Source organism: Bacillus sp. FSL R5-0560 (genome assembly GCF_037966305.1).
Classification (GTDB): Bacteria; Bacillota; Bacilli; order Bacillales; family Bacillaceae; genus Bacillus; species Bacillus mojavensis.
Window position 1 is genome coordinate 3,830,061 of the sequence record NZ_CP150195.1, and the last position, 25,789, is coordinate 3,855,849.

Below are 25,789 nucleotides of genomic sequence, written 5' to 3' on the forward strand. Positions count from 1 at the left end.
AAACTCGGTGAAGAAGTTTGTGAACTATATCACACGATTCTGTAACAAAAAAAGGACAAAGCCCTCTGGCTTTGTCCTTTCAGCATGATTACATTTTTTCAGGAGCCGATACGCCGATCAATTGAAGCGCGTTGTTCAGCGTGATTTGCGTTGCTTTCATTAAAGCTAAGCGCGCACGGCTTTTCTCTTCGTTTTCAGGGTCGATGACTTTCTCCGCATTATAGAAGCTGTGCAGAGCTGAAGCCAAGTCATAAATATAATTCGTCACACGGTGCGGAATTCGTTTTTCCGCCGCTTCCGCCACTGCCTCTGGGAAGCCGCCAATTGTTTTCAGCAGATCATATTCTTTTTCTGATTGAATAGGGCTGAAATCTAGATCCGCCGCCGGTGTGAGTCCTTGTTCTTCCCCTTGGCGAAGCATGCTGCAAATGCGGGCATGTGCGTATTGCGCATAATACACAGGGTTTTCGTTAGATGTTGATACAGCAAGATCCAAGTCAAAATCCATATGCGTGTCAGCGCTGCGCATCGCGAAGAAATAACGTACGGCATCCAAGCCAACTTCGTCAATCAGGTCGCGCATCGTTACCGCTTTCCCCGTCCGTTTGCTCATTTTCATTTTCTCGCCGTTTTTGTAAAGGTGCACGAGCTGAATGATTTCTACTTCCAACGTTCCTTTTTCATAGCCAAGCGCTTCGATTGCCGCTTTCATACGCGGGATGTAGCCGTGATGGTCGGCGCCCCATACATTGACCAGCTTATCAAAGCCGCGGTCAAGCTTGTCCTTATGGTATGCAATATCAGGAAGCAGGTATGTGTATGTGCCGTCCTTTTTGATCAGTACGCGGTCTTTGTCATCACCGAACGTTGTGGAACGGAACCATGTCGCACCGTCTTCCTCATAGACATGGCCTTTCTCACGCAGCGCGTCCAGCGCTTTATCAATTTTTCCGTTTTGGTACAGTGAGGTTTCAGAATACCACACGTCAAACGGCACGCGGAAGTTTTCCAAGTCTACGCGAAGCTTTTCCAGCTCGTATTTCAAACCATACTCACGGAAAAATGCAAGGCGTTCGCTTTCTTCTTCGTTGACGAAACGGTCGCCGTATTCCTCAGCGATACGCTTTCCGATCGCAATGATATCCTCGCCGCGATAGCCGTCCTCCGGCATCGGTTTTTCCAATCCGAGCGCTTCAAAGTAACGGACTTCCACAGAAAGCGCCAGGTTGTTAATCTGGTTTCCGGCATCGTTAATGTAATATTCGCGGCTCACATCATAACCCGCTTTTGCAAGCACATTGCACAAGGAATCGCCGACAGCCGCACCGCGCGCATGCCCGAGGTGAAGGTCTCCCGTCGGATTCGCTGATACGAATTCTACCTGAACTCGTTCACCGTTTCCGATGTTCGTTTCCCCGTATGCTTCCCCTGCTCCCAGTACAGATGGGATCAGCTTCGTTAAATATTGATTGTCCATATAGAAATTGATAAAACCAGGACCGGCGATATCAAGCTTTTCAATAGAAGCCTTTCCTTTATCAAAAGAAGTGACAATCTCCTCAGCGATTTGGCGCGGCGCTTTTTTTGCGATTCTCGCAAGCTGCATCGCCATATTTGTTGAATAATCGCCGTGTGTTTTATCCTTCGGTGTTTCTAAAACGACGTTAGGAATCTGGCTTTCTTCAGCCAGTCCCGCTTTCAGAACGGCTGCTTTAATTTCCTCTTTCAGCACGTCCTTCATTTGTTCCGCAATGTTCATGCGTGAGTTCCTCCCTCATACGTAATCGTCATATTATGTAAATGCTGCTGCTCGTCTCCGACATGCATATCATATGCGATACTGATACGGCCTTGTTCTTCGCCGAGATCAGATTGAATCGATTTTGTGCTCGTTTTCAGCTCAAGCTCACCAAATGACATTTTATATTTGGCGATTGTGGAAGCTCCAGGTACGAAACGCTGGTTCATTTTGACAGCGCCTGATCTCATGACAAGCACTTCGCCTTCGCTTACTTTCACAATCGTTTTCACTTTGCCTAAGTCGTGTTCTTCATAATAAGATAGATACACTTTATTCTGTTTCACATAGTAAAATCCGGTGGTGCGGAATTCGATCACTTCTTCGTTTCCGTCATCCTCGACTACAGATTTCACATGGATTGTTATCGGTGTCTCTTGCTTCATTCTGACACGTCCTTTTCATCTTTCCACTTTGACTTGAATAGTATAATCATTCGGTTTGTAAACTTCAACTGCTTCTATCTTACCATCATTGCTCATCAGATTTGAAGATAAACCTCAGAAAAAGCAATTCCTTTATAGAAGAGAAAATCATACCACTAATTACCTTGAGGAAATATTACATTTTTCCGAATTCTACCGTTTACAATTCACATTTTCTTCAAAATATATGTATTGAATTGGTAATTTGATAGTTTTAATATAAAAGTACATCAAAGATCTGCTAGAAAAACAAAAAAAGGGAGGATTCAATTATGAAAAAAGCTGTCATTGTAGAAAACAAAGGTTGTGCAACATGCTCAATCGGAGCCGCTTGTTTAGTGGACGGCCCTATCCCTGATTTTGAAATTGCCGGTGCAACAGGTCTATTCGGTCTCTGGGGATAAGGTTCTCCGGAAAAGGGCATAGTAATTTACTATGCCCTTTTTAACTAAAATACAAAATTTAACTAAAATCTACATCTTGGTTATACATACACAATGATTTTTACATTTGAATCATATGTATAGGGGATGGTATTTTGTTTATAGAGCAGATGTTTCCATTTATTAATGAAAGTGTAAGAGTCCACCAGTTGCCTGAGGGCGGTGTGCTGGAAATTGACTACTTGCGTGATAACGTCTCGATCTCTGATTTTGAATACTTAGATCTCAACAAAACGGCTTACGAGCTTTGTATGCTGATGGACGGTCAAAAAACGGCTGAACAGATTTTAGAAGAGCAATGCGCAAAGTATGATGAGTCGCCGGAAGACCATAAGGACTGGTACTATGACATGCTCAGCATGCTTTTGAATAAGCAGGTCATTCAGCTTGAAAACCGGGCACGCTTTCACAAAATCGCCACCAGCGGAAGCAATGAATTTCCAATGCCGCTGCATGCCACCTTTGAGCTGACACACCGCTGCAATTTAAAGTGCGCTCACTGCTATTTAGAAAGCTCGCCGGAAGCGCTCGGCACCGTATCCGTTGATCAATTTAAGAAAACAGCTGATATGCTGTATGACAACGGCGTTTTAACGTGTGAAATCACAGGCGGCGAAATTTTCGTTCATCCGAACGCCAATGAAATTCTTGAATATGTGTTAAAGAAATTCAAAAAGGTCGCCGTCTTAACCAACGGAACGCTGATGCGAAAAGAAAGCCTGGAGATGTTAAAAGCCTATAAGCAAAAAATCATCGTTGGCATATCACTGGATAGCGTACAGTCCGACGTGCATGATTCATTTAGAGGGAGAAAAGGCTCTTTTGCCCAAACCTGTAAAACGATAAAATTGTTGAGTGATCATGGTATTTTTGTCAGAGTCGCCATGTCGGTTTTCGAAAAAAACATGTGGGAAATCCACGACATGGCCCAAAAGGTGCGCGATCTCGGTGCGAAAGCGTTCTCTTACAATTGGGTTGATGATTTCGGAAGAGGCAGAGATATTGTCCATCCGACGAAAGATGCCGAACAGCACCGCAAATTTATGGAGTATGAGCAAAATGTCATTGATGAATTTAAAGATTTGATCCCGATCATTCCGTATGAAAGAAAACGCGCGGCGAACTGCGGCGCCGGCTGGAAATCGATTGTGATCAGCCCATTCGGAGAAGTACGCCCGTGCGCGCTCTTCCCGAAGGAATTTTCATTGGGAAATATATTTCATGATTCATATGAAAGCATCTTTGACTCCCCTCTTGTCCATAAACTGTGGAAAGCGCAGGCGCCGCGGTTCAGCGAGCATTGCATGAAAGACAAATGCCCGTTCAGCGGCTATTGCGGAGGCTGTTACTTAAAAGGGCTGAACTCCAACAAATACCACAGAAAAAACATCTGCTCCTGGGCCAAAAATGAACAATTAGAAGATGTGGTCCAGCTTATTTAGGAGGGAAACAATTTGTCACCAGCACAAAGAAAAATTTTACTGTATATCCTTTCAATTATTTTTGTCATCGGCGCGGTCGTCTACTTCGTAAAAAGCGATTATGTGTTTACGCTGATTTCTATCGCCATCGCCATTATTTTCGGTATGCGCGCGCGGAAGGCTGACTCGCGATGAGCATTTTGGATATACACGATGTATCCGTGTGGTACGAGCAAGACAACGTTATCTTAGAAAACGTAGATTTACATTTAGAAAAAGGCGCCGTTTACGGACTGCTCGGGGTAAACGGCGCCGGAAAAACAACGCTGATCAATACGCTGACTGGGGTTAACCGCAATTTCAGCGGACACTTTACGCTGTGCGGTATTGAAGCGAACGCCGGCATGCCGCAGAAAACATCAGATGAGCTGAAGATCCGCCGCTACTTCGCTGCCGATTATCCGCTTCTTTTTACAGAAATTACGGCGAAGGACTATGTTTCTTTCGTTCATTCTCTGTATCAGAAAGATTTCTCAGAGCAGCAGTTTAACAGTTTGGCAGAGGAATTTCACTTTTCCCAATACACAAACCGGAGAATTTCCGAGCTGTCCCTCGGCAACAGGCAAAAGGTTGTGTTGATGACTGGGCTATTGCTCGGGGCTCCCCTGTTTATTTTGGATGAGCCGCTTGTCGGCTTGGATGTGGAGTCAATAGAGGTCTTCTATCAGAAAATGAAAGAGTATTGCAAGGCAGGCGGAACGATTTTGTTTTCTTCCCATCTGCTCGATGTGGTGCAGAGATTTTGTGATTATGCGGCCATCCTTCATCACAAACAGATCCGGAAGGTCATTCCGATTGGAGAGGAGACCGATCTTCGGCGTGAATTTTTTGAGGTGATCGGCCATGAATAACCTGTTTCCGATTCTGTCATTGCTGTTCAAGCAGCTTTACGGCCGCCAAGGAAAAAAAGACGCCATTCGTATCACCGCAGGGCTTGCCGTTCTGGCCTTGTTTGAAATCGGGCTGATTCGCCAGGCAGGCATTGATGAATCAACTTTAGGAAAAACATACATCACACTCGCGCTTCTGTTTATGAATGCATACATGGTATTTCTCTCTGTTACATCCCAATGGAAGGAATCCTACATGAAGCTGAGCTGTCTGTTGCCGATCTCTTCCCGGAGCTTCTGGCTCGCTCAGAGTGTGGTTTTGTTTGTTGATACTTGCTTGAGAAGGACGCTCTTCTTTTTCATATTACCGCTGTTCTTATTCGGAAACGGAACGCTGTCAGGAGCACAAACCCTGTATTGGCTCGGCAGATTTTCGTTTTTTACTGTCTATTCAATTATTTTCGGCGTTTTGTTAAGCAATCTCTTCGTTAAAAAAAGGAGAACGGCACTCCTGCTGCATGCGGCGGTATTCACCTGCGTGTGCTTCAGTGCGGCTTTGATGCCTGCCGTGACGATCCCGCTATGTACGATTCACATGCTCTGGGCTATTGCGATTGACTTCCCTTCATTTTTGCAGGCGCCTCAGCAGCAGAGCAAGATGCATTCTTTTATGCGGTCATCAGAATTTTCGTTTTATAAAAGAGAATGGAACCGGTTTATTTCCTCTAAAGCGATGCTGTTAAATTATATCGTGATGGGGGCATTCAGCGGCTTCTTCTCGTTTCAGATGATGAACACCGGCATTGCCGATCAGCATGTCGTCTATATCGTAATTAGCGCTCTCCTGCTGATCTGCTCACCGATTGCTTTATTGTATTCTCTTGAAAAAAATGACCGGATGCTGCTGATCACGCTTCCGATTAAACGCAGAACGATGCTTTGGGCGAAATATCGCTTTTATTCCGGTTTATTGGCCGGCGGGTTTATTTTGATTGCCATGATAATGGGCTTGATCAGCGGCCGGCCGATTTCACTTTTGACTTTTTTGCAGTGTATGGAATTGCTGCTGGCGGGGGCTTATATTCGGTTAATTTCAGATGAAAAAAAGCCGTCCTTCAGCTGGCAAACGGAGCAGCAGCTCTGGAGCGGTTTCTCTAAATACCGTTCCTATGTATTTTGTATTCCTCTTTTTTTAGCAACTTTAACAGGCACTGTTATTTCCTTGGCAGTCATTCCGATTGCCGGGCTGATCATTGTCTATTTACTGCAAAAACAGGATGGTGGTTTCTTTGATACAAGCGGAAAAAGAGAACGGCTTGGAAGTTAACCTGCTGACGACTGATCAATTTTCAACCATCTCGATCGCCGCGAGCTTTCTGAAGCCGATCGAAAGCGCGGCGGAACCTGAGGAGGAAGCAATCTATTTTTACGGCGCGGCTGCACACCAGAAGCAAAATATCATCGACACCTTCGGCTATGCCGCCGGCCGCCGCTTCATGTATTCAGCAAATCTCTTTTTTGACCAGCAGCTGAAAACGTACGGGACCCGCATGATTCACCCGTTATATGGTGAGGGGTTTCAAACAGATACCGTTCTGAACACTTTTGTTGACATGTCCTCTTTTCCGGTTTCTCTTTCTGCCAGCGCAGCGGAAAAGGCAAAAGCCGAACTGCTGCTGAAAATGGAAAAGAAATTCGCTGACCCGTTCTCCTATTCAGCAGCCCGTCTGGCGGAAGAAGCCTTTGGAAACCCGATGTATGGCACTGCTATGTTTGGCCGAAAAGAAAAGCTAATAGCTGTGCATCCTAAACGTTTTCTGGATGCGTCGGAATTTATCGCTGATTTATTTTCTCAGCAGAAACAGCTGAACATATTAGGAAATATACAGTCATGTGATGTTCAGGGACATGCCTCAAAGGCGTCCGCCGTGTCTGCTGTAAGAAAACCTGTGAATCAGCATATTTTTGAAACAGAGACACGCAGTACAGCGGGACCGTCCGTTATGACACTTGGCTTTGACTGCGGAGACATGAAAGATATCCGCGATTATTTAGCCATCCAGCTGATAGACGGATTGCTCGGCAAGTACGGCCATTCCGCTTTATTTCGGCATTTTCGCGAAAAAGATTTGGCTGTTTACCATGTGATCACCCGCTATGACATCATGAGCAATATGCTGCTTGTTTCCCTATGCACCGACCAGATTTATGAAAACGAGATTCCTCCAAGAATATTGGAAGCTGTATCAGGTTTTCACACGGATGAACCCGAATTAAACAAGGCAAAGCAATTTTTAATCAATGAAATCCTGCTGCAATTTGATTCTCCTGAAGGGCTCTTAGCCTATATGGGAATCCTGCGCCGTTTCTCTTGCAAAAAAGAAGACTTGCTGTACAGCATCTCAGCGGTCACTTGCCTTGATTTGCTGCAATTCATCAAGAAACTTACATATATCGGAGCTCATGTAGTAAGGGGATGAGAGATATGGAAAAGGAAGCCTTTTTTCAACAGCTGGATGAACGAACCGATATCAGATACGCAGACAACGGAATGAAAATATTTAGGTTACAATTCCCCCGCGCCCATTTAAGACTGTGCAATGTCAAAACCGGCTTTGGAAGCCGGGATGTCCGCTTACAGTCAGAAACCGGCGGCAGGCTGCTGCCATATGGCACAGCGCACTTTTTAGAACACCTCCTCTTTTGGCATAACGGCCGCAATCTGTATAGTGATTTTTTTGAACACGGAGCGCTGTTGAATGCATTCACTACTTACACTGATACAAATTTCATGTTTACCTCATTGCCGGATCGGCTTAGACAAACCATTCCAATCCTGCTTGACGCTTTATGGAACCACTCGTTTGATGAGCAGATCATTGCTCAGGAAAAAGCCGTGATTACAAGTGAAATAGAAACGGCGCTTCTTAACCACCAGCTTCATTACCATTATCAGCTAATCCAGATGCTGTCTCCTGCCTCACCAGCCGCAGTCTTCCCCGCGGGCAGAAAAAAAGACATTGAGGCTCTAACGGTCTGTGATCTGCAGGAAGCCTATGCGGCCGCCTACCAGCCCCATCAGATGACGCTATTTCTGATCGGCGGCACAGAAGATGCGGAAACTCTTTTGCCTTCTCAGCTCAGGCTGGAAAATCGCTCTGGCAGCCGCTCTGACAGAAAAATCATTCCTGCATGCCCTCCCCTCTCACAAAAAGTCGTAAAGGGTGATGAGGAGCAGCCGGAAGACACTTGGACCGGAATACAAATCGGGGCGCTCCCAGGAGAAAACGGACTTTTGACATTGAAGCTGTACTGGGACATTGCCTCTCGCATCCTGTTTCACATGGAATCGCCGTTTTTTCAAGAGATCCGGCAAACGTACCGCTTGAATATCCAAAGCCTATCAGCGGATGTTCACTTATCAGAGGATGGCGGCTTTTTGATCCTTCACAGTAAAGGGGCACATTCTTCCGCATACATTGATGTAGCATCTTACTATATCACGCAGCAGAAAAACCGTACCGAAGCCTGGCTTGAATACGGCAAGGATTCTTTCGTCAACGCGATCATCTATGACAGTGATTACGTCCGTAAATGCTTTGAATGGGCGGCAGAGTGTGAACAGTATGATTGCTCGTTTCTCGGCCTTTACCGCACCATTCAGCAGATGAATTCTCATGATTTTTTGGCTCTCATTGAAGCAATGGTTTCTTCTAACAAAGCAGTCATTCATGTACCCCAGAAAGAAGTGATGAGGCAATGAAAAAAAGCACTGTCTTTACTTTATTATTGCTGCTTGCGGCCATGGCGGCTTATTCCTTCGGCTGGTTTGACTCAGGTGCCGAAGCCGCAGGCCGATATGTACAGCTGATTAAAAATGACGCTGCCCGCCTTGGGCTGTTGGCTTGTGCCGCTTCCGTACTAATGCTGCCAGCCTTTCTCTATCTTCACTATGTGACGCAATCTGTCAAAAACATGACAGCAGCTTTTCAGAAACTCACACAGTCTCATCAAAGCTGCTGTGACTTTCAGCATCGCAAGCTGTGCAGCCGTTATGCCGGCGATGTAAAATTGCTGCGCGACAGCTATAGGGGCATCCGACAATCATATGTGATGGCTGCTGTATTATATCAGGTCATCGTTTTCGGCTGCATGTTCGAAATCGTTAAAGCCGTTCCCTTCAGCTTTCACACGCCCCCTGCCGTTACAATGGGGCTAGCAGTGTTACTAATTTTGTACTTATTGTTTTATATGAGAACGTACTTGCTGCAGCTATTCCAGCATGGCAGCCTGTTCAGAAAAGTGCTTGTGGGTGTGCTGACAGGAGCCGGGATATGGTGGATGTTCAGTTTTACTATAAGTGAACTGCTGTTTCTGATCATCTTAGCTGCCATCCAGCAGATCGGATCTTTTATTTATAAACAATTCTCTTATCGCAGATCCGCTTCTCTCGACCTGTGAAGTAAGCTACATCGCAATCGCAGACGGACCCGCGCCAACCGGAATGACCGTCACGGCTGTATAATCACTCGTGCGGTACACGGTCACTGCATTGTCGCCGGGCTGTGCCGCGTAAATGTATTGATTGTCGGGTGTGACTGTTAAATCAAAGGCATTAGGAAATGATACGTTTGCAATGATACTTTGTGTAGCGGTATCAACGACATGTAAATTGTCAATGAGAAACGGTTCACTATAAGTCTCTAAAAAGTAAGCTCTAGTGCTATCCGCAGAAAATACAATCGTCCTCAGGGTGTCAAATAGGCGGTCAAAGTCGCCTCCCCTGCTTAATGGTGACAAACTGATTTCTGTTACATTTTTCGGCCACAGTTCATTATTCATCACGTAAGCAAAATTACCAGCGTAAGGGGTTTGAATTAAGCTTGGATATTCAAATGTATTAATAATACTTGCTACCAACTGGCCTGTATTCACATCATATTGATCAACCGACCATCCACTCGTATTGGCGATATAGACAAACTGTCCATTTGGATCTAGGGCAAAATCTGAGGCACCAGGTACTGGGAAGACATTAATCACCGTTTGGAAAGCCATGTTAATTATATAAATAGAGCCAGCGGCCATCACATACGCGAACTCGTCTGTTGCATCAAATTCAATCTTTCTAGGCCCTCCTCCAACAGTAATGGTATTTATAATCGTTAGTGTGTTGTTATCAATTACTGAGACAAGGTTTGTATTCCCATGAAGGACGTACGTGTATGCTTTATCAAAAGTAACGCCTAAATTAGTCGGGACAGCAGAAAATGGAATCGTTTTTACAACAGTGTTTAATTCTGCATCAATAACTGAAACCGTGCTGTCTCCAGTATTGGCAGTAAACACGTAAGAACGTTTCTCCTGCTCCGGCACTAGAATGATTGTTCCCGTTACGGTCAGTGGATTTCCGTAAAAAGGTGGAACAATCACTATATTTTCTACTGTGACTTGGCTCAGATCCGGACAGTCCTCTGCCTGTCCGGAATAATAAACAATTTGATCAAGTTCCGCTGTATGAACCTCTGAGATTGCTGCCTCTCCCTGTCCATATTCATTTCGTACGGGTTCAACACTAACCAATAATTCAATCGTACCTTGAAGGCGAATGCCATAAACAACCCCTGCCTCGGTTATACAAGGTTCACTGATACATGCAAGATTATCAGTATTCCACGTCACATTCCCAACTGCCTCAGCCGGATCAACAGTAAAACCTAGCGGCACTTCAATAGGAACTTGAAATGGTGCTTCACGGCTATCTTCTTCATCACAAAAACAGAAACAATTTTCCTGTAAAGCAGAAAGGTCATTCTTTTTCATGATTTCACATCCCTTTTAGAAAGGCACAATATACAATTGGTTAAATCGCAATGTCACTCGGTGAAACGCCAAGCGATATGACAGTTTCCACAGAATAGTCATCCGTGTTGTAAACAATGATGCTTTGCTCTATAAAACGAGTTGCATACAGAAATTCGCCATTCGGGGTAAACGCAAAATCTCTTGCCGATTGCGGAAGATTTCCTATTACGCCTGCACCACTTGGACTGACGGAATATAGATTGTGAGTGAAACCATCAAACAAATACAATCCTGAACCGCTCTTAAACATTTGATACTCACCCTCATACTCCAGCTCTTGGGTGCTACTGATCGTAAACGTATCTAAATCAATAATCGTCAAATAATTTAAGAAGTGATCTTGTTCTAATACATAGGCATACCGCTCCGGCGGCTTTGTTTCTATAGAATTGACAATAAGCTCTCGTTCAATCGTTCCTGTAACGTCACCGGTAGATAAATCCACTTTTTGCACTAAACCAAAATCAAGAACATAGGCGAACAACCCATTAGGATCAATTGCAATATCATACCCTTCAACAGGAATAGACCTTTCTACAGTTGAAGTTTCTATTCTGATCACATAAATGGCATTACCGGCGAGAACATAAGCGAAATCGTGCTCAGGCCCAAATTTAATTGTTTCAGGCGGCTGATCTAGCAGTATGGATGCAGTAACAGTCAATGTGTCATAATCGATGACAGAAATCATATTATTGTTAAAATGCAAGACAAACACAGAGCTTTTATCCGGGGTCATCTCAATACCTGTCGGCTCGTACGGAAGAGCAATCGTTGTCACCACGGTATGAGTATTGGTATCAATCACAGAAACCGACTGATCATCTGGATTCGCTGTAAACGCATAAACAGGCTCCGGTCCCGGTACAAGCACAATCGTTCCCGTCACCGATAAAGGACTGCCGTAAAATGGCGGGACGACAACAAGGTTCTCGATCGTAATGTCACTGACATCCGGACAATCATCCGGTTCATCAGAATAATAGACAACTTGATCGATCTCTACATTGTGAATGACAGAAATAGCCCCCTCCCCTTGTCCATATTGATTTCGCACAGGTGAGACACTAACAAGAAGCGTGACGGTTCCCTGCAGGCGGACTGCAAATTGAACACCGACCTCATCAGGCTCAGGCCCCGTTTGAATTAAACAGCGTTCACTGACACAAGAAAGGCTGTCTGCATTCCATGTGACGTTTGCAACAGCCTCAGCCGGATCAACAACAAACCCCTCGGGCAATTCTATCGGCGCTTGAAACATGGCTTCACGGCTGACTTCTTCCTCACAAAAACACAAACAATCTTGTGTAGCTTCTGCTTTTTCTTTAAAGGAAAGCTTGTTTTTCCTCATTTCATCACTTCCTTTTCAGACATACACTGCTCACGCAGATACAACAGAATATGGAAATTGAATGTGTTTGCTTGTACAAACAGCCGAGGGTAAAAGCTGTTTTTGAAGAAATTCCGGCCACCATGCGGTGTAACGAAAAAAAAATTGCGGTTTTTTTGCGCTTTTGATCTGAATGAAAATGATAAAATATGACATATATAGAATGGTGAAGGGAGGGATTTTCAAAGGTGACAAGTGTTATATCTTCTTCTTCTGTGGGAGAAAAGATTAATGAATGGTACATGTACATACGCCGATTCAGCATACCGGATGCGGAATACTTACGAAGAGAAATCAAACAAGAGCTGGCTCAAATAGAAGAAGACCAGGATCTTCATTTGTATTATTCACTGATGGAATTCCGGCACAATCTGATGCTTGAGTATCTTGAACCGTTAGAAAAAATGCGGATAGAGGAACAGCCGCGACTGTCCGATTTGCTGCTTGAAATTGATAAAAAACAGGCTCGTTTAACCGGAGTCCTTGATTATTACTTTAATTTTTTCAGGGGCATGTACGAACTGGACCAGCGGGAGTACTTGTCTGCTATTAAATTTTTCAAAAAAGCCGAAAGCAAGCTGATTTTTGTAAAGGATCGAATAGAAAAAGCTGAGTTTTTCTTTAAAATGTCTGAATCTTATTACTATATGAAACAAACGTATTTTTCCATGGACTATGCACGGCAGGCATATGAAATATACAAAGAGCACACGGCATATAATATTAGATTGCTTCAATGCCATTCTTTGTTTGCTACCAACTTCTTAGATCTCAAGCAATATGAGGACGCCATATCACATTTCAAAAAAGCTTATACAATGGCTGAATCCGAAAAACAGCCCCAATTAATGGGAAGAACGCTGTACAACATTGGGCTTTGCAAAAACAGCCAAGAGCAGTATGAGTCAGCAATCACATATTTCAAAAGAGCCATATCCGTTTTTGAAGAAGCTAACATTCTTCCTTCTCTGCCCCAAGCTTATTTTTTGATTACACAAATTCATTATAAATTAGGAAAAATGGATAAAGCTCATGAATATCATAGTAAAGGAATTGCTTATTCTAAAGAGGCCGGAGATATCATTTACTTATCAGAGTTTGAATTTTTGAAATCTTTATACTTATCTGGCCCGGATGAAGAGGCAATTCAAACATTCTTCGATTTTCTCGAAAGTAAAATGATGTATGCTGATCTTGAAGATTTTGCGCTTGATGTGGCAAAATATTATCATGGACGTGAAAATTTTCAAAAAGCTTCCGCGTATTTTCTGAAGGTGGAACAAGTAAGACAGCTTATTCAAGGAGGAGTGAAATTGTATGAAATTGAAGTCTAAAATATTACTCTCTTGTCTGGCCCTAAGCACAGTGTTTGTCGCAACAAGTATTGCAACTGCACCTGCACATCAAATGGAAGTTGCTCAGCGAGGAATGATTTAAGATAAACCGCCTTCATCGGCGGTTTTTTTGTCCCCTCTTTCCAGTCTCCCCATCCATGCTGTCTTGACCCTTGAATAAGATGTTTGCAAAGCACGGGAACAAAAAACATCCAGACAAGAGTCTGGATGTTTCTCTTATTTCACAAACCCAAGCAGCATTTCACGGATGATTTTGCTGGCTGTGTTTGCCGTTTGTTCTGAGTGATCGTACACTGGTGCGACTTCCACTAAGTCAGCGCCCTTCACATTTACTTCTGAGCGCGCGATTTCATGGACCGATGCAAGCAGTTCTTTAGACGTGATGCCGCCGGCGTCAACAGTTCCTGTTCCCGGTGCGTGTGCAGGGTCTAATACATCAATGTCGATTGTGACATATACCGGACGGCCTGCCAGCTTCGGAAGTACCTCTTTCAGCGGTTCAAGCACTTCAAACTTAGAGATGTGCATGCCGTTTTCCTTTGCCCATTCGAACTCTTCTTTCATGCCGGAACGAATTCCGAATGAATACACATTTTGCGGTCCGATCAATTCTGCCGCTTTGCGGATCGGCGTGGAGTGAGAAAGCGGTTCTCCCTCATAATCAACGCGAAGATCTGTATGTGCGTCAAAATGGATAATCGCCAGGTCTGGGTATTTCTTGTACATCGCTTTAATGACAGGCCATGACACGAGGTGCTCCCCGCCCATGCCCATTGGGAATTTCCCTTTTTCTAAAATGCTGCCCACATATTCTTCAATCATATCAAGACTTTTTTGCGGGTTGCCGAATGGCAGCGGAATGTCGCCGGCGTCAAAGAAGTTCAGGTCGGCCAGATCACGGTCCAGATACGGACTGTATTCTTCAAGGCCGATTGACACTTCGCGGATTCTTCCCGGGCCGAAGCGTGATCCCGGACGATAGCTCACTGTCCAGTCCATCGGCATGCCATAAAGGATGGCGTCCGCCTCTTCCCACTCTGGACGGCTCGCGATAAATACTTTTCCTGAATAAGCTTCATCAAATCTCATCTATAAAACCCTCGCTTTCCTGTAAAAAAGCGCAAGATTCGCTCCTGCGCCATACATTCATTATTTAATCAGGTCACTCACAAATTTCGGCAGAACAAACGCCGCTTTATGAAGATCTTTTGTGTAATATTTCGTGTCAATGTCAAAGAAACGGCTGTCTTCCACTTCAAGCGGATCATATTTTTTCGAACCGATTGTAAATGTCCACAAACCGCTTGGGTATGTCGGAATGTTCGCCGTATACAGCTTTGTAATCGGGAAGATTTCCTTCACGTCACGCTGTACATTTGTGATTAATTCCGGTGTGAACCATGGGTTGTCCGTCTGAGCGACGAAAATGCCGTCTTCTTTCAGCGCCTTCGCGATTCCGGCATAGAACCCTTTTGTAAACAGGTTAACAGCAGGTCCGACTGGTTCAGTTGAATCTACCATAATGACGTCATATTGATTTTCAGATTTCGCAATGTGCATAAATCCGTCATCCACTTGCACGTCAACACGCGGATCGTCAAGTTTTCCTGCAATAGAAGGAAGAAACTTTTTAGAGTATTCGATGACCTTGCCGTCAATATCAACAAGTGTCGCTTTTTTCACGCTCGGATGCTTCAGAATCTCTCTGATGACGCCGCCGTCACCGCCGCCGACAACCAGCACATGCTCAGGATTCGGGTGCGTAAACAATGGCACATGCGCCACCATTTCGTGATAAACGAATTCGTCTTTTTCTGACGTCATGACCATACCGTCCAAAAACAGCATGTTGCCGAACTCTTCTGTTTCCACCATTTCTAAATGCTGAAACTCAGTTTGTTCTGTATGTAATGTTTGATTAACCTTCAATGTAATGCCAAAGTTTTTCGTCTGCTTCTCTGTGTACCAAAGTTCGCTCAATTGTCATCTCCCTTTCAAGGCTGTATTTCATTTATTGTAAGCGTCTTTTCAGCTTTTATTCCCGGTTGAAATCGCATTTTCACCTAAGGAAAAAGTATAGAGGATGGCGGGGAAAAAGTAAAGATGCGTCCTGTATGCGATGTTTAAAAACAATCTTTTTTTCTCATAATAGTAGAAACATAAAAAAAGGGGGAACCATTGTGGATGCAATGACAAATAAACGGCTGAGACTGACGCTCAAAACCGTTCGCGCCTTTATCTTTCTTGGGGCTTTCGCGTGCTTAGCGGCAGCTGCTGTGTTTATGACTGTCATTTTGATAGCTAAATACCAGGGCGCTCCCTCAGTTCAAGTGCCGCAATCCACGATTTTATTTGCAAGTGACGGCTCTAAACTCGGGGAGACGAACTATGGCGAAAAACGCTATTGGGTCCCCTTAAAGGACATGAATCCGACGATTGTAAAAGCGACGGTGGCAATTGAAGACCAGAACTTCTATGATCACCATGGCTTTGATTATAAACGCATGGCCGGTGCGGCGCTGGCCGACTTAAAAGCGCTGGCCAAGGTTCAGGGCGCCAGCACCATCACTCAGCAATACGCGAGAAACCTGTATCTTGAACACGACAAAACGTGGAAACGCAAATGGAATGAAGCGTTCTATACAATCCGTCTGGAACAAAACTATTCTAAGGACGAGATATTAGAAGGCTATTTAAATACGATTTACTACGGACACGGCGCCTATGGCATTGAAGCCGCATCCCGCCTCTATTTCGGCAAGCATGCCAAAAACCTGACAGATGCGGAGGCGGCGCTTTTGGCCGGTATTCCGAAAGGCCCTTCCGGCTATTCGCCTTATGTCAATGAAACAAAGGCTAAGGATCGCCAAAAAACAATTGTGCGGATGATGGAAAAGCAGCGGATGATCAGCCGCAAAAAAGCGGACGAGCTGATCAAAGAGCCTCTTTCCTATCAGCCGTTGAATAAACACGCCATCAGCAGAAAAGCGCCTTATTTCTATGATAATGCGATGAGAGATTTGGAAAAAAAACTCGGCATGACGCGGGAGCAAATTGAAACGAGCGGGTTAAATGTGTATACAACCGTAAATAAACGGCTTCAGCGCATTGCCGAGGAAACCATTACCGAAACGGTTAACGCCGGTTCTGACATTCAAGTCGGATTTTCAGCCATTGATCCACGCACAGGACATGTTCTCGCTCAAGTCGGCGGTAGAGATTATCAAAAAAGCCCATTTGACAGGACGACACAGGCGAAACGCCAGCCCGCTTCGACAATCAAACCGTTACTGTATTATAAAGCGATCCAGAGCGGGTTTACGCCAGTGACACTGATGAAAAGCGAAGAAACCGAGTTTCAAATAGACGCAAAGGGAGAAACCTATTCTCCAAGCAACTATAACGGTTATTACGCAAACAAACCGATTACGCTTCTTCAGGCGCTGGCGCTGTCTGACAACATTTACGCTGTGAAGACCCATCTCTTTCTCGGGATGAACAAGCTCGTTCAGGCGGCAAAGGAATTTGGCATCACCGCGCAGCTCCAAGCGCTGCCATCCTTGGCCCTCGGCACGGAACCGGTGCGCCCGATTGAGATGGTCAATGCTTACGCTATGCTTGCAAATGGCGGGAAGCAAATTGAACCAACCTTTATCACGAGGGTAACTGATGCGGCCGGCCATGTACTGTACGAAAGCCCGAATCAGCATAAACAAGTGCTTGATGAAAAAGCTGCCTTTGTGACCGCTAACATGATGACAGGCATGTTTGATACCGATTTAAACGGCTATACATCCGTGACAGGACGGACAATCACGGACCGCCTGACTAGAACCTATGCGGGAAAATCAGGCACAACAAGCGCGGACAGCTGGATGATCGGCTTCAATCCGAAGCTGGCTGCGGGTGTGTGGACGGGCTATGACAAAAACAGCACCATCGACTCAGTCGAAGAAAAAAACTATGCCAAAACCATTTGGGCGGAGTTTATGGAGGATGCGCTCAAAGGAGAACCCGAAACGGCCTTTAAACCGCCAAAAGGCGTGACCGGCGTCTACATCGATCCGGCAACAGGCTACTCCTCCGGCCCCGGCTGCGCAGCCAAGCATTACACGTATTTTGTGAAAGGCACAGAGCCAGCGAATGTGTGCTACGGTTCAGAGCCTGTCAAACAAACAAAAGACCAGCATCCAGTCAAGGAAAAGCCCGCCTCCCCGAAAAAGTGGTGGGACAAATGGCTGGGACGGAATCAGTAAAAAATAACCCGGCTGCTAGAATGCCGGGTTATTTAATATGGTTCTTCGATTATCCATGGGAGCAGCGTCACGCAGTCAAGCTGGAGAACCGGTTTCGGGAATCCTTCGGGGATAAAGTGGTCATCTCTCGGCACTTCAAATGATATATACCAGTTACGGTCCGGATCCCATTCTTTTTTCCCTTCTATAATACGTCCGACAATAAAATAGCTGGCCACATAAAGATGACGGTCACCCTCCTGTCCAAATTCATTAATATCGGTACAAACAAACGGCTGAAGACCTAAATCCTCAAACATTTGCGCCTTCTCACGCGGCAGTGTTTTCATTACTTCCCGGTAATTTTCACAAAGAAGACATTCGCACATATCCTTAATATCTTTTGCATACTGCCTTCTCGTTTCCTCCACGTCCGCTTCAATGACCCAATCACCAATCCTCATGGTTTGAAACATGATATCTCTCCTATCTGCCAAAAAAAAATGAAAAACCCCGAGTCTTGGTTCGGCTCGGGATTTTCCATGTCCTATTTCTGTATCACCAGTTTACTCAATGTTCACAGAAAATAATTCAAATTTTCTAAAAGTTCACAGAAAGTTCACAAACTAATTTTCTTCTGGAAGCAGTCCTTTTTTCAATTCATCAGAAGAGCGTTCCCACAGGCCTTGGTCATGGTTTTTCAGAAATTCGCCAAGCACTCGCTTCGAGCTGTCATCCATTTGATCAATGATAATGTTCCGTTTCATCGATTTATCCATCAGATTCACATGCTCCGGCAGCGATTTGTAGCCTCTTCTGATGCTTCTGTCGACCGTCATTTCACAGGCTGTTACCCCTGCGTAATAAGGGCCCTCTTCTCTTCTGTCAATCGTCACCCATACAAGCCAGTATGGTTTGCCGTTTGGAACTTCTTCTTTATTAGGCAGAAATTTAATTCCTTTTTCAACGACGCTGCGGGCGTGCATCGCGCCGATGTCAACGAACGCTTCTTTTTCCTCTACATCGACGAATACAGGGGAAATGTTATCAAGGCTGAGTGCCCCTACGCCGAATCCGCCGTGTCCGTCTGTCGGATCACTTTTGATAATATTAAACCCGATTGATTTTTTCTTTTTTTCTTCCATGAGTTCTACCTCCTACAAAAGCGGTTGAAATATCGCTGAAAACAGCTGTAAAATCCGATCTCTTCCGGCATTTAGCAGTGGCCAAAGCACGTAGGATCCGAGCGGTGTCACAAACAGTACCAAAAAGACGATAAAGCCGTAGCTTTCCGCTTGCGTCATCTTAACACGCGCCCCCGGCGGGACGAGATCTTCAATAATACGATAGCCATCGAGCGGCGGCAGCGGCAGCAGATTAAATAAAAACAGAACGAGGTTCAGCTGTATCCAGATTGAAAAGAACTGATCCAGTCCTGTACTGAATGCCGCAAGCAATTCCATTCCGTAAGCATGCATCAACACTAACAAAGAGAAGCCGATAAACGCAAGAATCAGGTTACTGATCGGCCCGGCAATGGATACGAGTACGCCGGCCAAACGAGGTTTCTTAAAGAAACGGCGATTGACGGGAACAGGGCGAGCCCATCCAAAGCCGGCCACCAGGATCAAAATGGTTCCGAACGGATCAAGGTGTTTGATAGGATTCAGCGTCAGTCTTCCTTCTCTTTTCGCCGTATTGTCACCAAATTTATATGCGACATAGGCGTGAGCGAGCTCATGCATTGTAAACGAAACAATTAAAGTAATGACCAGATATGGCATTAGAGACAACGGATAATATAAAAAACGGTCCAAGTGAAATGATCCCTCTTTCTAAAAATGCAAGAATTTACTTTATTCAGTATACTATAAGAAGCCTCTTTTCCTAAAGAGAGGAAAACGATATAAAGGAGGACTCACACCTATGCCATACGTAACCGTCAAAATGCTTGAAGGCCGTACAGACGAGCAGAAACGCAATCTAGTTGAGAAAGTAACAGAAGCCGTGAAAGAAACGACCGGTGCCTCTGAAGAAAAAATTGTTGTCTTTATAGAAGAAATGAGAAAAGACCATTACGCGGTCGCAGGCAAACGCCTCAGCGATATGGAATAATCTTTTTTAAAGCCGGCGCTTCGCAAGCCGGCTTTTTCATCTCTATTTCGTCATTTTTTCAATAATGGCTAAAAACGATGCCTTCTCTTCGGCAGTTAAACGTTCAAACATGCCGTCAATCAGCTGCTGGCGGTTTTGGATCATTTGAAGAGCCGCTGCCTGCCCCGATTCAGAAAGCGTAATCCATACGGTGCGGCGGTCATTGTTATTTCTGGATCTCTTAATAAACCCTTCCTGCTCTAAGTGATTCAGAGCGGTTGTGGTGGCAGAGGGAGACAGTGTGACCTCCTTCAGAATATCCTTTATGGTGCAGCTCCCATGTCTGTATATGATCCGCAGAATAAATCCTCTTACATTATTCACGTGTTTTGGAACGGTGGCTTCATCTAATTGCTTCGTGCTTTTCAAATATTTTGTAAGTGCGTGATCCAGCAAATTTGCTTCCAGTTTGTCATGGTCCATGTAGATTTCCCCATTTCGAGATGCATTCATAACATACGAACGATATGATTTACTTATTATTTTACTGATACCAGACAGGGAAAGTCAAAAAAGCAAACAGCGAATTCGCAACTTTTCTCCTACATGCTTCGATTTTTCACCTGTTTGACAATATTCTCTTTAAATACCTGAAAAGGAACTTGTTCACTCTTCTGATGTCCGAACTGACGGACGTTTACCGCCTTTTCATTCACTTCCTGATCCCCAAGCACCAGCATGTACGGGATTTTCTGCATCTGTGATTCTCTGATTTTGTAGCCAAGCTTTTCATTGCGTTCATCAATATTGGCCCTTATCCCGAGCCGCTTTAGCTCACTCTGCACTTTTTTGCAGTAGTCCATATGAACGTGAGAAACCGGTATAATGTGGACCTGCGTCGGCGCAAGCCAGACTGGGAAAGCTCCGCCAAAATGCTCGATCAAAATGCCGAAGAAACGGTCAATTGAGCCGAATACCGCCCTGTGAATGACGACGGGACGAACCTTTTCATTGTGCTCATTTATATATGTTAAATCGAATTTTTCAGGCATTTGAAAATCAAGCTGGATTGTGGCGCATTGGTGGCTCCGTTTCAGAGCGTCTTTAATATGAAAATCGATTTTCGCTCCGTAAAACGCTCCATCCCCTGCGTTTACTTCATAAGGAAGATCCAGGTCCTCAAGGACGTGTTTCAAGGCGTTTTCAGACATTTCCCACACGCTGTCTTCACCTGATGAATCCTCAGGGCGAGTGGAAAGTTCAACCGTATACTCGAAACCGAATGTGCGGTATACCTCGTCAATCAGCCGAATGGCCTCTTTGATTTCACTCTCGATTTGATCTTCCCGAACAAAGATATGTGCGTCATCCTGGCAGAACGTCCGGACGCGGAGCATTCCGTTTAGAGCACCGCTGTATTCATGGCGGTGCACCTGGCCGAACTCCGCCATACGAATCGGCAGATCCCGATAAGAGTACAGGCTGTTTTTAAAGATGAGCATATGGCCGGGGCAGTTCATCGGCTTCATTGCAAATGCAGTATGATCTACTTCTGAAAAATACATATTGTCGCGATAGTGGTCCCAGTGCCCCGACTGCTCCCATAACCGCTGATTCATCATAAACGGCGTACGCACCTCGGCGTAGCCGGCATTTGTTTGCAGCTCACGCGAAAAGCGTTCCAGCTCATTGCGGACAATCTGCCCTTTTGGCAAATAAAACGGCATTCCCGGCGCTTCTTCCGAGAACATAAACAGCTCTAATTGTTTTCCCAGCTTGCGGTGATCCCGTTTCGCTGCTTCTTCCAGCATATGCAGATGCGCCTCAAGATCTTTTTTCTTTTGAAACGCAATACCGTACACCCGCTGAAGGACTTCATTTTGGCTGTCTCCTCGCCAATAAGCACCTGACACCCGTGTTAATTTGAACGCCTTGATCATTCCTGTTGAAGGAAGATGCGGCCCACGGCACAGGTCAACAAATTCTCCCTGCTGATACAGCGTAATGTTCTCGCCGCGCGGAATGTCTTTCAAAATCTCCAGCTTAAACGGCTCGCCTTTTCCTGCAAAAAGCGCTTCAGCCTCCTCGTAAGAAACCTCTATTCGCTTGATATTCATATTTTCGTTTATAATATGCTTCATCTCTTTTTCGATGGCCTCTACATCTCCGGAAGTCAGACTCCGATCAAGCTTCATATCATAATAAAATCCGTCTTCAATGACAGGCCCTATTCCCAAGGACACTTCGCCGTACAGCCGTTTCACTGCCTGAGCCAGCACATGCGCTGATGTATGGCGAAGCACCTGTAAGCCTTCTGGAGAATCCAGTGTGATAATTGAAAGCTCAGCATCTTCCTCCAGCTTAAAGCTGACATCAACGAGCCGGCCATTAACCTGTCCCGCTGCTGCTTTCTTTTCCAGACTGGAGCTGATGGAGGCAGCCACCTCTTTGACTGTAGTGCCTTTCGGATATTCCTTTACCTGTCCGTCCGGAAGCTGAATACTTACATGTTTACTCATTTCAAACACTCCTTATTAATTTTTGTATATAAAAAAACACACCCGTCCCTCTGTAAGGGACGAGTGTGTGATTAACCCGTGGTTCCACCCAAGTTCCCAACGAACACTTATGTTCATCGGCTCGGTGCTATAACGCAGCATAAACGGCATTGGATACTGATTGTTCCCCAATACTGCTCCAAGGCGGTAAATGATATCCCTAAGCTGGGAAGCTCGCACCTTTCCTTCCCTCTCTGAAAACCGTAAATATCATTCATGTCCTTTTCATCGCATTTCTATATTTATATAAAAAAACACACCCGTCCCTCTGTAAGGGACGAGTGTGTGATTAAACCCGTGGTTCCACCCAAGTTCCCAACGAACGTTCATGTTCATCGGCTCGGTGCTGTAACGCAGCATAAACGGCATTGGATACTGACTGTTCCCCAACGCTGCTCCAAGGCGGTAAATGATATTCCTAAGCTGGGAAGCTCGCACCTTTTCTTCCCTCTCTGAAAACCGTAAATATCATTCATGTCCTTTTCATCGCATTTATTGACTCATATAAAAAAACACATCCATCCCTCGCAAGGGACGAATGTGTTAATATTCGTGGTTCCACCCAAATTCCCAACAAACATACATGTTCGTCGGCTCGGTGCTGTAACGCAGCATGACGGTATCAGATACTTGATTTCCCCGATACGGCTCAAAGGCGGTAAGCTGCTTTCTCTGCGTTAGGAAGATTTCAGCTGGTCCTTCCCTCTCTGGAAACCGTAAAAAGCATCTCATGTCCTTATCAGTGCCTGTTTCAATAATTTCATATATCTTACTATAAATTCCTTGAAAAGACAATGGACGATTTTAAGATGATGCAGAAGCGGATGTTTCTTTATGAAAAGTCAGAAACCGCCACACAAGGAATGCGGCAAGACTGTATGCCGCGCCCATCATCAAAAACGTAAACCCAGCTCCGGCGTACCAAGTGGCGGACAGATGAATGACCATTCCGGAAACCGCCACGCCAACCAATGCCCCGATTTGCCGGTTGGCATTTAAAGCTGCTCCTGCGATATTTGCATGCTCCTGTCCCGCTGTCTTCATAATAACAGCCGTCATGGCAGGAACCGTAATGCCAACACCAAGATTCATGGCAGATGTCAGAACCGCAAGCTGCCAGTAAGGCAAATCCGGAGAAACCATGACAAATAGCAGCAATGCCATGATGCAGCTGACAGCCATTGAAACAAACATAAGAAGCCCCGCTTCAAAACGGTTCGCCAGCCGGGCAAACAGCAGATTACCGACCACAAAGACTGCCATCATCGGCAATAGTTCAACTCCAGCTAAAAAGGAACTTGCGCCTCTTGCTTCCTGCAAAAATAGACTGAGCATAAACATGCCGCCGAAAAGAGCAAAATTCAGCAAAAACCCAACGAACTGCGCTGCCGAGAAACGTCCGTTTTTATATAATGACGCAGGCAGAATAGATGTTGCTGAAAAAATCTCTCTCAGAATAAAAAGCACAAACGCCAAAACGGCCGCCGCGAAAGCACCGAGAATGGAGGGCGAACTCCAGCCTATTGAAGCGCCCTGTATCAGCGCAAATGAAAGAAATCCGAGAGCCGCCATTCCAAGCAAATGCCCTGTGATATTCACCCGGCTGCCTTTTCCCGGGATACTGCTGAGCGTTCGATAGGCACAAATAAGCGCCGCAACCCCTAACGGCACATTGATCAGAAAAATACTCTGCCACCCTGCCGCATTCACCAGAACACCGCCGATAAAAGGCCCCAGTCCGGAGGCGGCGGAGACGAGAGCGGCCCACAAGCCAAACATTTTGGCCCGCACCCGTTCATCGGGGTAAGAGGCAGCCAAAAGGCTGAGTGAACTCGGCATAAACAAAGCCGCGCCAAGTCCCTGCAATAGACGGCCTGCGATAAGCATTTGGCCATTTGCTGCTACAGCGCATAGACAAGAGGCAAGAACAAAAACGGCCAAACCCAGCATATAAATCTTCTTTGAGCCGTAACGATCAGCCAGCGCGCCGCCGGCAAGCAGAAGCGAAGCAAATGTAAGCATGTACCCGTCTACAACCCACGTCACACCTGAAAGTGAAAGGGAAAGAGCGTTTTTCATATCAGCAATAGCAACATTCACCACGGTCACATCAAGCGTAGCCATGAGAAAACCGAGAGCGAGCACGATTAACACTGAGATGCCTGTTGATCCTGATTGATGTAAAGGCCCGCTGTTTTTCATTGCCATTGCCCTTTCAGCTGATGATGTACCCAATCATCGATTTTTTTGAGGTCATAAAGCTCCCCGATTCTGTTCATGACACCCTGTAAGGTTTCTTCCTTCATGAGCGAAGCCCATTTATGCTCAATCTCCCCCATTACCGTTTCCAGCACACAGGGATCTCCGCTCTCAAATACAGATGGCAAAAGACCTTTCCCTTGATACATGGAACCTCTTCCTTCAACAGCTAGATAGACATCATAGAGGGTAATCTCCGTCAAAGGCTTCGTTATCGTAAAGCCACCCTTCGTTCCTGGTATAGATTCTGCCAAACCAGCCTGCACCAAAGTTCTCATCAGCTTTTTCAGATAAGACGGAGACATGTGCAAGCGCTGGCTGATCGCCTCTGATGTTAAAGAGGCCTGCACGGGCAGCCGTGACAGTAACAGCAGTACAGAAACTCCCTGCTCCATTCCCGATTTCATTTTCATTATGCTCCCCCCTGGTTCATTATGGATAACTATTATCCACAATAGATCCATTAGCAGGATTTGTCAATAAAAAAAGCAAAAGAAACGTTTCGTTTCTTTTGCTTGTTATGGTTAACACATCTGCTTCAGCTCTTCTATGTATTGAAGCGCTTCGTCATATTCTTCATTGGTATACTTTTGCTTGCTTTTGATTGTAAATACTTTTTCTTTCTTTTCCTCGGCCCCAAGCCCGTCAAAGTATAGAATCGTGGAGACCAGCTCTAAAAACCGTGATGAACGGCTGTTTACACTGTCAATATAGCGCTTGATATCAGGCATATCAAGATCGGCGTGGTCTAAAAACGCGGAGCCCGTCTCTGTCAGCGAATAACGGTATTGAAAGTAGCCGCCCTTTTTTTCCTTTACCTCATGCAGGAATCCAAGGTTGCACAGCTCTTCAATTTGGAGCGTCAGTTCCTCCGAATACGGCCCGTAAAAATGAAAATCATATTTCTCATAGAAAGGAAACTGCATTTTCTTCGCAATATAAATCATTTTTTGCAGCTTCTTTCGCCCGATGATTTCTCCAGAATCCGAGAACACCTTCATCAGTTTTGCATGTTCTTTCAACAAATTCCCGACATCTCCTTTTTCCTTCTTTACC

The 25,789-nt window shown here is 45.2% G+C and carries 26 protein-coding genes, 1 pseudogene and 2 other annotated features; of the genes and pseudogenes, 12 read left to right on the top strand and 15 right to left on the bottom strand.

Annotation, left to right across the window (positions count from 1 at the left end):
- Positions 1-88: 88 nt before the first annotated feature.
- Both argS and NST56_RS20030 read right to left on the bottom strand, forming a co-directional pair.
- Positions 89-1,759, bottom strand: coding sequence for an arginine--tRNA ligase (gene argS, locus NST56_RS20025; RefSeq protein WP_339178711.1), 1,671 nt, complete (start codon positions 1,757-1,759; stop codon positions 89-91).
- Complete coding sequence (locus NST56_RS20030) at positions 1,756-2,184, bottom strand: DUF1934 domain-containing protein (RefSeq protein ID WP_333513467.1); 429 nt, start codon at positions 2,182-2,184, stop codon at positions 1,756-1,758. The genes argS and NST56_RS20030 overlap by 4 nt, the downstream gene beginning before the upstream one ends.
- A gap of 311 nt (positions 2,185-2,495) precedes the next feature.
- On the opposite strand from NST56_RS20030, the gene sboA reads away from it, so the two are divergent.
- The 8 genes from sboA to NST56_RS20070 all read left to right on the top strand — a co-directional run bounded on the left by sboA (position 2,496) and on the right by NST56_RS20070 (position 9,438).
- Positions 2,496-2,627 carry a subtilosin A gene (gene sboA, locus NST56_RS20035; RefSeq protein ID WP_003222002.1) on the top strand — a complete coding sequence of 44 codons (132 nt, stop codon included), beginning with the start codon at positions 2,496-2,498 and terminating at the stop codon, positions 2,625-2,627.
- A 134-nt stretch (positions 2,628-2,761) separates the two neighbouring features.
- A complete protein-coding gene (albA, locus tag NST56_RS20040) occupies positions 2,762-4,108 on the top strand; it encodes a subtilosin maturase AlbA (RefSeq protein ID WP_339178719.1) in 1,347 nt (448 codons plus the stop codon).
- 12 nt (positions 4,109-4,120) lie between these two features.
- Complete coding sequence (gene albB, locus NST56_RS20045) at positions 4,121-4,282, top strand: antilisterial bacteriocin subtilosin biosynthesis protein AlbB (protein ID WP_010332279.1); 162 nt, start codon at positions 4,121-4,123, stop codon at positions 4,280-4,282.
- Positions 4,279-4,998 carry an ABC transporter ATP-binding protein gene (locus NST56_RS20050; protein ID WP_010332280.1) on the top strand — a complete coding sequence of 240 codons (720 nt, stop codon included), beginning with the start codon at positions 4,279-4,281 and terminating at the stop codon, positions 4,996-4,998. Before albB ends, NST56_RS20050 begins: the two co-directional genes overlap by 4 nt.
- Entirely contained in the window at positions 4,991-6,304 is a 1,314-nt protein-coding gene (locus NST56_RS20055) for a bacteriocin biosynthesis protein AlbD (protein ID WP_339178725.1), read from the top strand. The genes NST56_RS20050 and NST56_RS20055 overlap by 8 nt, the downstream gene beginning before the upstream one ends.
- A complete protein-coding gene (locus tag NST56_RS20060; protein ID WP_339182321.1) occupies positions 6,294-7,457 on the top strand; it encodes an insulinase family protein in 1,164 nt (387 codons plus the stop codon). Before NST56_RS20055 ends, NST56_RS20060 begins: the two co-directional genes overlap by 11 nt.
- Before the next feature lie 5 nt (positions 7,458-7,462).
- Positions 7,463-8,740, top strand: coding sequence for a pitrilysin family protein (locus NST56_RS20065; protein ID WP_339178728.1), 1,278 nt, complete (start codon positions 7,463-7,465; stop codon positions 8,738-8,740).
- Entirely contained in the window at positions 8,737-9,438 is a 702-nt protein-coding gene (locus NST56_RS20070) for a bacteriocin biosynthesis protein AlbG (protein WP_339178730.1), read from the top strand. The genes NST56_RS20065 and NST56_RS20070 overlap by 4 nt, the downstream gene beginning before the upstream one ends.
- 6 nt (positions 9,439-9,444) lie before the next feature.
- Here NST56_RS20070 and NST56_RS20075 read toward each other — a convergent pair whose 3' ends face one another.
- Together NST56_RS20075 and NST56_RS20080 are read right to left on the bottom strand one after the other, a co-directional pair.
- Positions 9,445-10,800 carry a YncE family protein gene (locus NST56_RS20075; RefSeq protein WP_339178732.1) on the bottom strand — a complete coding sequence of 452 codons (1,356 nt, stop codon included), beginning with the start codon at positions 10,798-10,800 and terminating at the stop codon, positions 9,445-9,447.
- 40 nt (positions 10,801-10,840) lie between these two features.
- On the bottom strand, positions 10,841-12,193 hold the full coding sequence (locus NST56_RS20080; RefSeq protein WP_339178734.1) for a YncE family protein: 1,353 nt from the start codon (positions 12,191-12,193) through the stop codon (positions 10,841-10,843).
- 227 nt (positions 12,194-12,420) lie between these two features.
- On the opposite strand from NST56_RS20080, the gene NST56_RS20085 reads away from it, so the two are divergent.
- Positions 12,421-13,566, top strand: coding sequence for a tetratricopeptide repeat protein (locus NST56_RS20085; protein WP_010332288.1), 1,146 nt, complete (start codon positions 12,421-12,423; stop codon positions 13,564-13,566).
- Positions 13,550-13,669: a PhrC/PhrF family phosphatase-inhibitory pheromone gene (locus NST56_RS20090; RefSeq protein ID WP_010332289.1), complete on the top strand. Its 120-nt coding sequence runs from the start codon at positions 13,550-13,552 to the stop codon at positions 13,667-13,669. The genes NST56_RS20085 and NST56_RS20090 overlap by 17 nt, the downstream gene beginning before the upstream one ends.
- 134 nt (positions 13,670-13,803) lie before the next feature.
- Here NST56_RS20090 and speB read toward each other — a convergent pair whose 3' ends face one another.
- Both speB and speE read right to left on the bottom strand, forming a co-directional pair.
- Positions 13,804-14,676 (bottom strand): agmatinase, encoded by an 873-nt coding sequence (speB, locus tag NST56_RS20095; RefSeq protein ID WP_268446831.1) that lies wholly within the window; start codon positions 14,674-14,676, stop codon positions 13,804-13,806.
- A gap of 60 nt (positions 14,677-14,736) precedes the next feature.
- A complete protein-coding gene (speE, locus tag NST56_RS20100; RefSeq protein WP_229148621.1) occupies positions 14,737-15,567 on the bottom strand; it encodes a spermidine synthase in 831 nt (276 codons plus the stop codon).
- Positions 15,568-15,767: 200 nt separating this feature from the next.
- Here speE and NST56_RS20105 point away from each other — a divergent pair, with 200 nt between their 5' ends.
- On the top strand, positions 15,768-17,843 hold the full coding sequence (locus NST56_RS20105) for a transglycosylase domain-containing protein (RefSeq protein ID WP_168749009.1): 2,076 nt from the start codon (positions 15,768-15,770) through the stop codon (positions 17,841-17,843).
- 32 nt (positions 17,844-17,875) lie between these two features.
- Here NST56_RS20105 and NST56_RS20110 read toward each other — a convergent pair whose 3' ends face one another.
- From NST56_RS20110 to NST56_RS20120, 3 genes are all read right to left on the bottom strand, one after another.
- On the bottom strand, positions 17,876-18,298 hold the full coding sequence (locus NST56_RS20110) for a hypothetical protein (RefSeq protein ID WP_339178743.1): 423 nt from the start codon (positions 18,296-18,298) through the stop codon (positions 17,876-17,878).
- A gap of 150 nt (positions 18,299-18,448) precedes the next feature.
- Positions 18,449-18,967, bottom strand: coding sequence for a YwhD family protein (locus NST56_RS20115; protein ID WP_010332295.1), 519 nt, complete (start codon positions 18,965-18,967; stop codon positions 18,449-18,451).
- A 12-nt stretch (positions 18,968-18,979) separates the two neighbouring features.
- Positions 18,980-19,639 (bottom strand): site-2 protease family protein, encoded by a 660-nt coding sequence (locus tag NST56_RS20120; protein ID WP_326330012.1) that lies wholly within the window; start codon positions 19,637-19,639, stop codon positions 18,980-18,982.
- Between the two features lie 109 nt (positions 19,640-19,748).
- Between NST56_RS20120 and NST56_RS20125 the strand changes: the two genes are divergently transcribed.
- Positions 19,749-19,937, top strand: coding sequence for a 2-hydroxymuconate tautomerase (locus tag NST56_RS20125; protein WP_003222038.1), 189 nt, complete (start codon positions 19,749-19,751; stop codon positions 19,935-19,937).
- A 42-nt stretch (positions 19,938-19,979) separates the two neighbouring features.
- Here the strand turns inward: NST56_RS20125 and NST56_RS20130 are convergent, their stop codons facing one another.
- From NST56_RS20130 to NST56_RS20155, 6 genes and pseudogenes are all read right to left on the bottom strand, one after another.
- Positions 19,980-20,399, bottom strand: coding sequence for a MarR family transcriptional regulator (locus NST56_RS20130; RefSeq protein WP_326331440.1), 420 nt, complete (start codon positions 20,397-20,399; stop codon positions 19,980-19,982).
- Between the two features lie 119 nt (positions 20,400-20,518).
- The gene (thrS, locus tag NST56_RS20135) at positions 20,519-22,435 is read right to left on the bottom strand and encodes a threonine--tRNA ligase (protein WP_339178747.1); all 1,917 of its coding nucleotides are present in this window, start codon (positions 22,433-22,435) and stop codon (positions 20,519-20,521) included.
- A gap of 52 nt (positions 22,436-22,487) precedes the next feature.
- Positions 22,488-22,712 (bottom strand) — a binding site (T-box leader).
- Between the two features lie 32 nt (positions 22,713-22,744).
- Positions 22,745-22,970 (bottom strand) — a binding site (T-box leader).
- A gap of 47 nt (positions 22,971-23,017) precedes the next feature.
- Positions 23,018-23,201 (bottom strand): annotated as a pseudogene (locus tag NST56_RS20140) (hypothetical protein).
- 77 nt (positions 23,202-23,278) lie between these two features.
- On the bottom strand, positions 23,279-24,676 hold the full coding sequence (locus NST56_RS20145) for an MFS transporter (RefSeq protein ID WP_339182324.1): 1,398 nt from the start codon (positions 24,674-24,676) through the stop codon (positions 23,279-23,281).
- Positions 24,673-25,146, bottom strand: a complete 474-nt coding sequence (locus tag NST56_RS20150) for an Rrf2 family transcriptional regulator (protein ID WP_339178749.1) — start codon at positions 25,144-25,146, stop codon at positions 24,673-24,675. Before NST56_RS20150 ends, NST56_RS20145 begins: the two co-directional genes overlap by 4 nt.
- Before the next feature lie 111 nt (positions 25,147-25,257).
- Positions 25,258-25,758 (bottom strand): YwgA family protein, encoded by a 501-nt coding sequence (locus NST56_RS20155; protein ID WP_326331894.1) that lies wholly within the window; start codon positions 25,756-25,758, stop codon positions 25,258-25,260.
- Positions 25,759-25,789 lie beyond the last annotated feature (31 nt).

Excerpts from the sequence above, each read along its gene's own strand:
- sboA (WP_003222002.1), top strand. The coding sequence starts at position 2,496 with ATGAAAAAAGCTGTCATTGTAGAAAACAAAGGTTGTGCAACATGCTCA.
- NST56_RS20115 (WP_010332295.1), bottom strand. The coding sequence starts at position 18,967 with ATGGAAGAAAAAAAGAAAAAATCAATCGGGTTTAATATTATCAAAAGT.
- NST56_RS20125 (WP_003222038.1), top strand. The coding sequence starts at position 19,749 with ATGCCATACGTAACCGTCAAAATGCTTGAAGGCCGTACAGACGAGCAG.
- NST56_RS20065 (WP_339178728.1), top strand. The coding sequence starts at position 7,463 with ATGGAAAAGGAAGCCTTTTTTCAACAGCTGGATGAACGAACCGATATC.
- argS (WP_339178711.1), bottom strand. The coding sequence starts at position 1,759 with ATGAACATTGCGGAACAAATGAAGGACGTGCTGAAAGAGGAAATTAAA.
- NST56_RS20150 (WP_339178749.1), bottom strand. The coding sequence starts at position 25,146 with ATGAAAATGAAATCGGGAATGGAGCAGGGAGTTTCTGTACTGCTGTTA.
- NST56_RS20110 (WP_339178743.1), bottom strand. The coding sequence starts at position 18,298 with ATGTTTCAAACCATGAGGATTGGTGATTGGGTCATTGAAGCGGACGTG.
- NST56_RS20145 (WP_339182324.1), bottom strand. The coding sequence starts at position 24,676 with ATGAAAAACAGCGGGCCTTTACATCAATCAGGATCAACAGGCATCTCA.
- NST56_RS20055 (WP_339178725.1), top strand. The coding sequence starts at position 4,991 with ATGAATAACCTGTTTCCGATTCTGTCATTGCTGTTCAAGCAGCTTTAC.
- thrS (WP_339178747.1), bottom strand. The coding sequence starts at position 22,435 with ATGAGTAAACATGTAAGTATTCAGCTTCCGGACGGACAGGTAAAGGAA.
- NST56_RS20090 (WP_010332289.1), top strand. The coding sequence starts at position 13,550 with ATGAAATTGAAGTCTAAAATATTACTCTCTTGTCTGGCCCTAAGCACA.
- NST56_RS20075 (WP_339178732.1), bottom strand. The coding sequence starts at position 10,800 with ATGAAAAAGAATGACCTTTCTGCTTTACAGGAAAATTGTTTCTGTTTT.
- NST56_RS20030 (WP_333513467.1), bottom strand. The coding sequence starts at position 2,184 with ATGAAGCAAGAGACACCGATAACAATCCATGTGAAATCTGTAGTCGAG.
- NST56_RS20130 (WP_326331440.1), bottom strand. The coding sequence starts at position 20,399 with ATGGACCATGACAAACTGGAAGCAAATTTGCTGGATCACGCACTTACA.
- NST56_RS20070 (WP_339178730.1), top strand. The coding sequence starts at position 8,737 with ATGAAAAAAAGCACTGTCTTTACTTTATTATTGCTGCTTGCGGCCATG.
- NST56_RS20080 (WP_339178734.1), bottom strand. The coding sequence starts at position 12,193 with ATGAGGAAAAACAAGCTTTCCTTTAAAGAAAAAGCAGAAGCTACACAA.
- speB (WP_268446831.1), bottom strand. The coding sequence starts at position 14,676 with ATGAGATTTGATGAAGCTTATTCAGGAAAAGTATTTATCGCGAGCCGT.
- NST56_RS20050 (WP_010332280.1), top strand. The coding sequence starts at position 4,279 with ATGAGCATTTTGGATATACACGATGTATCCGTGTGGTACGAGCAAGAC.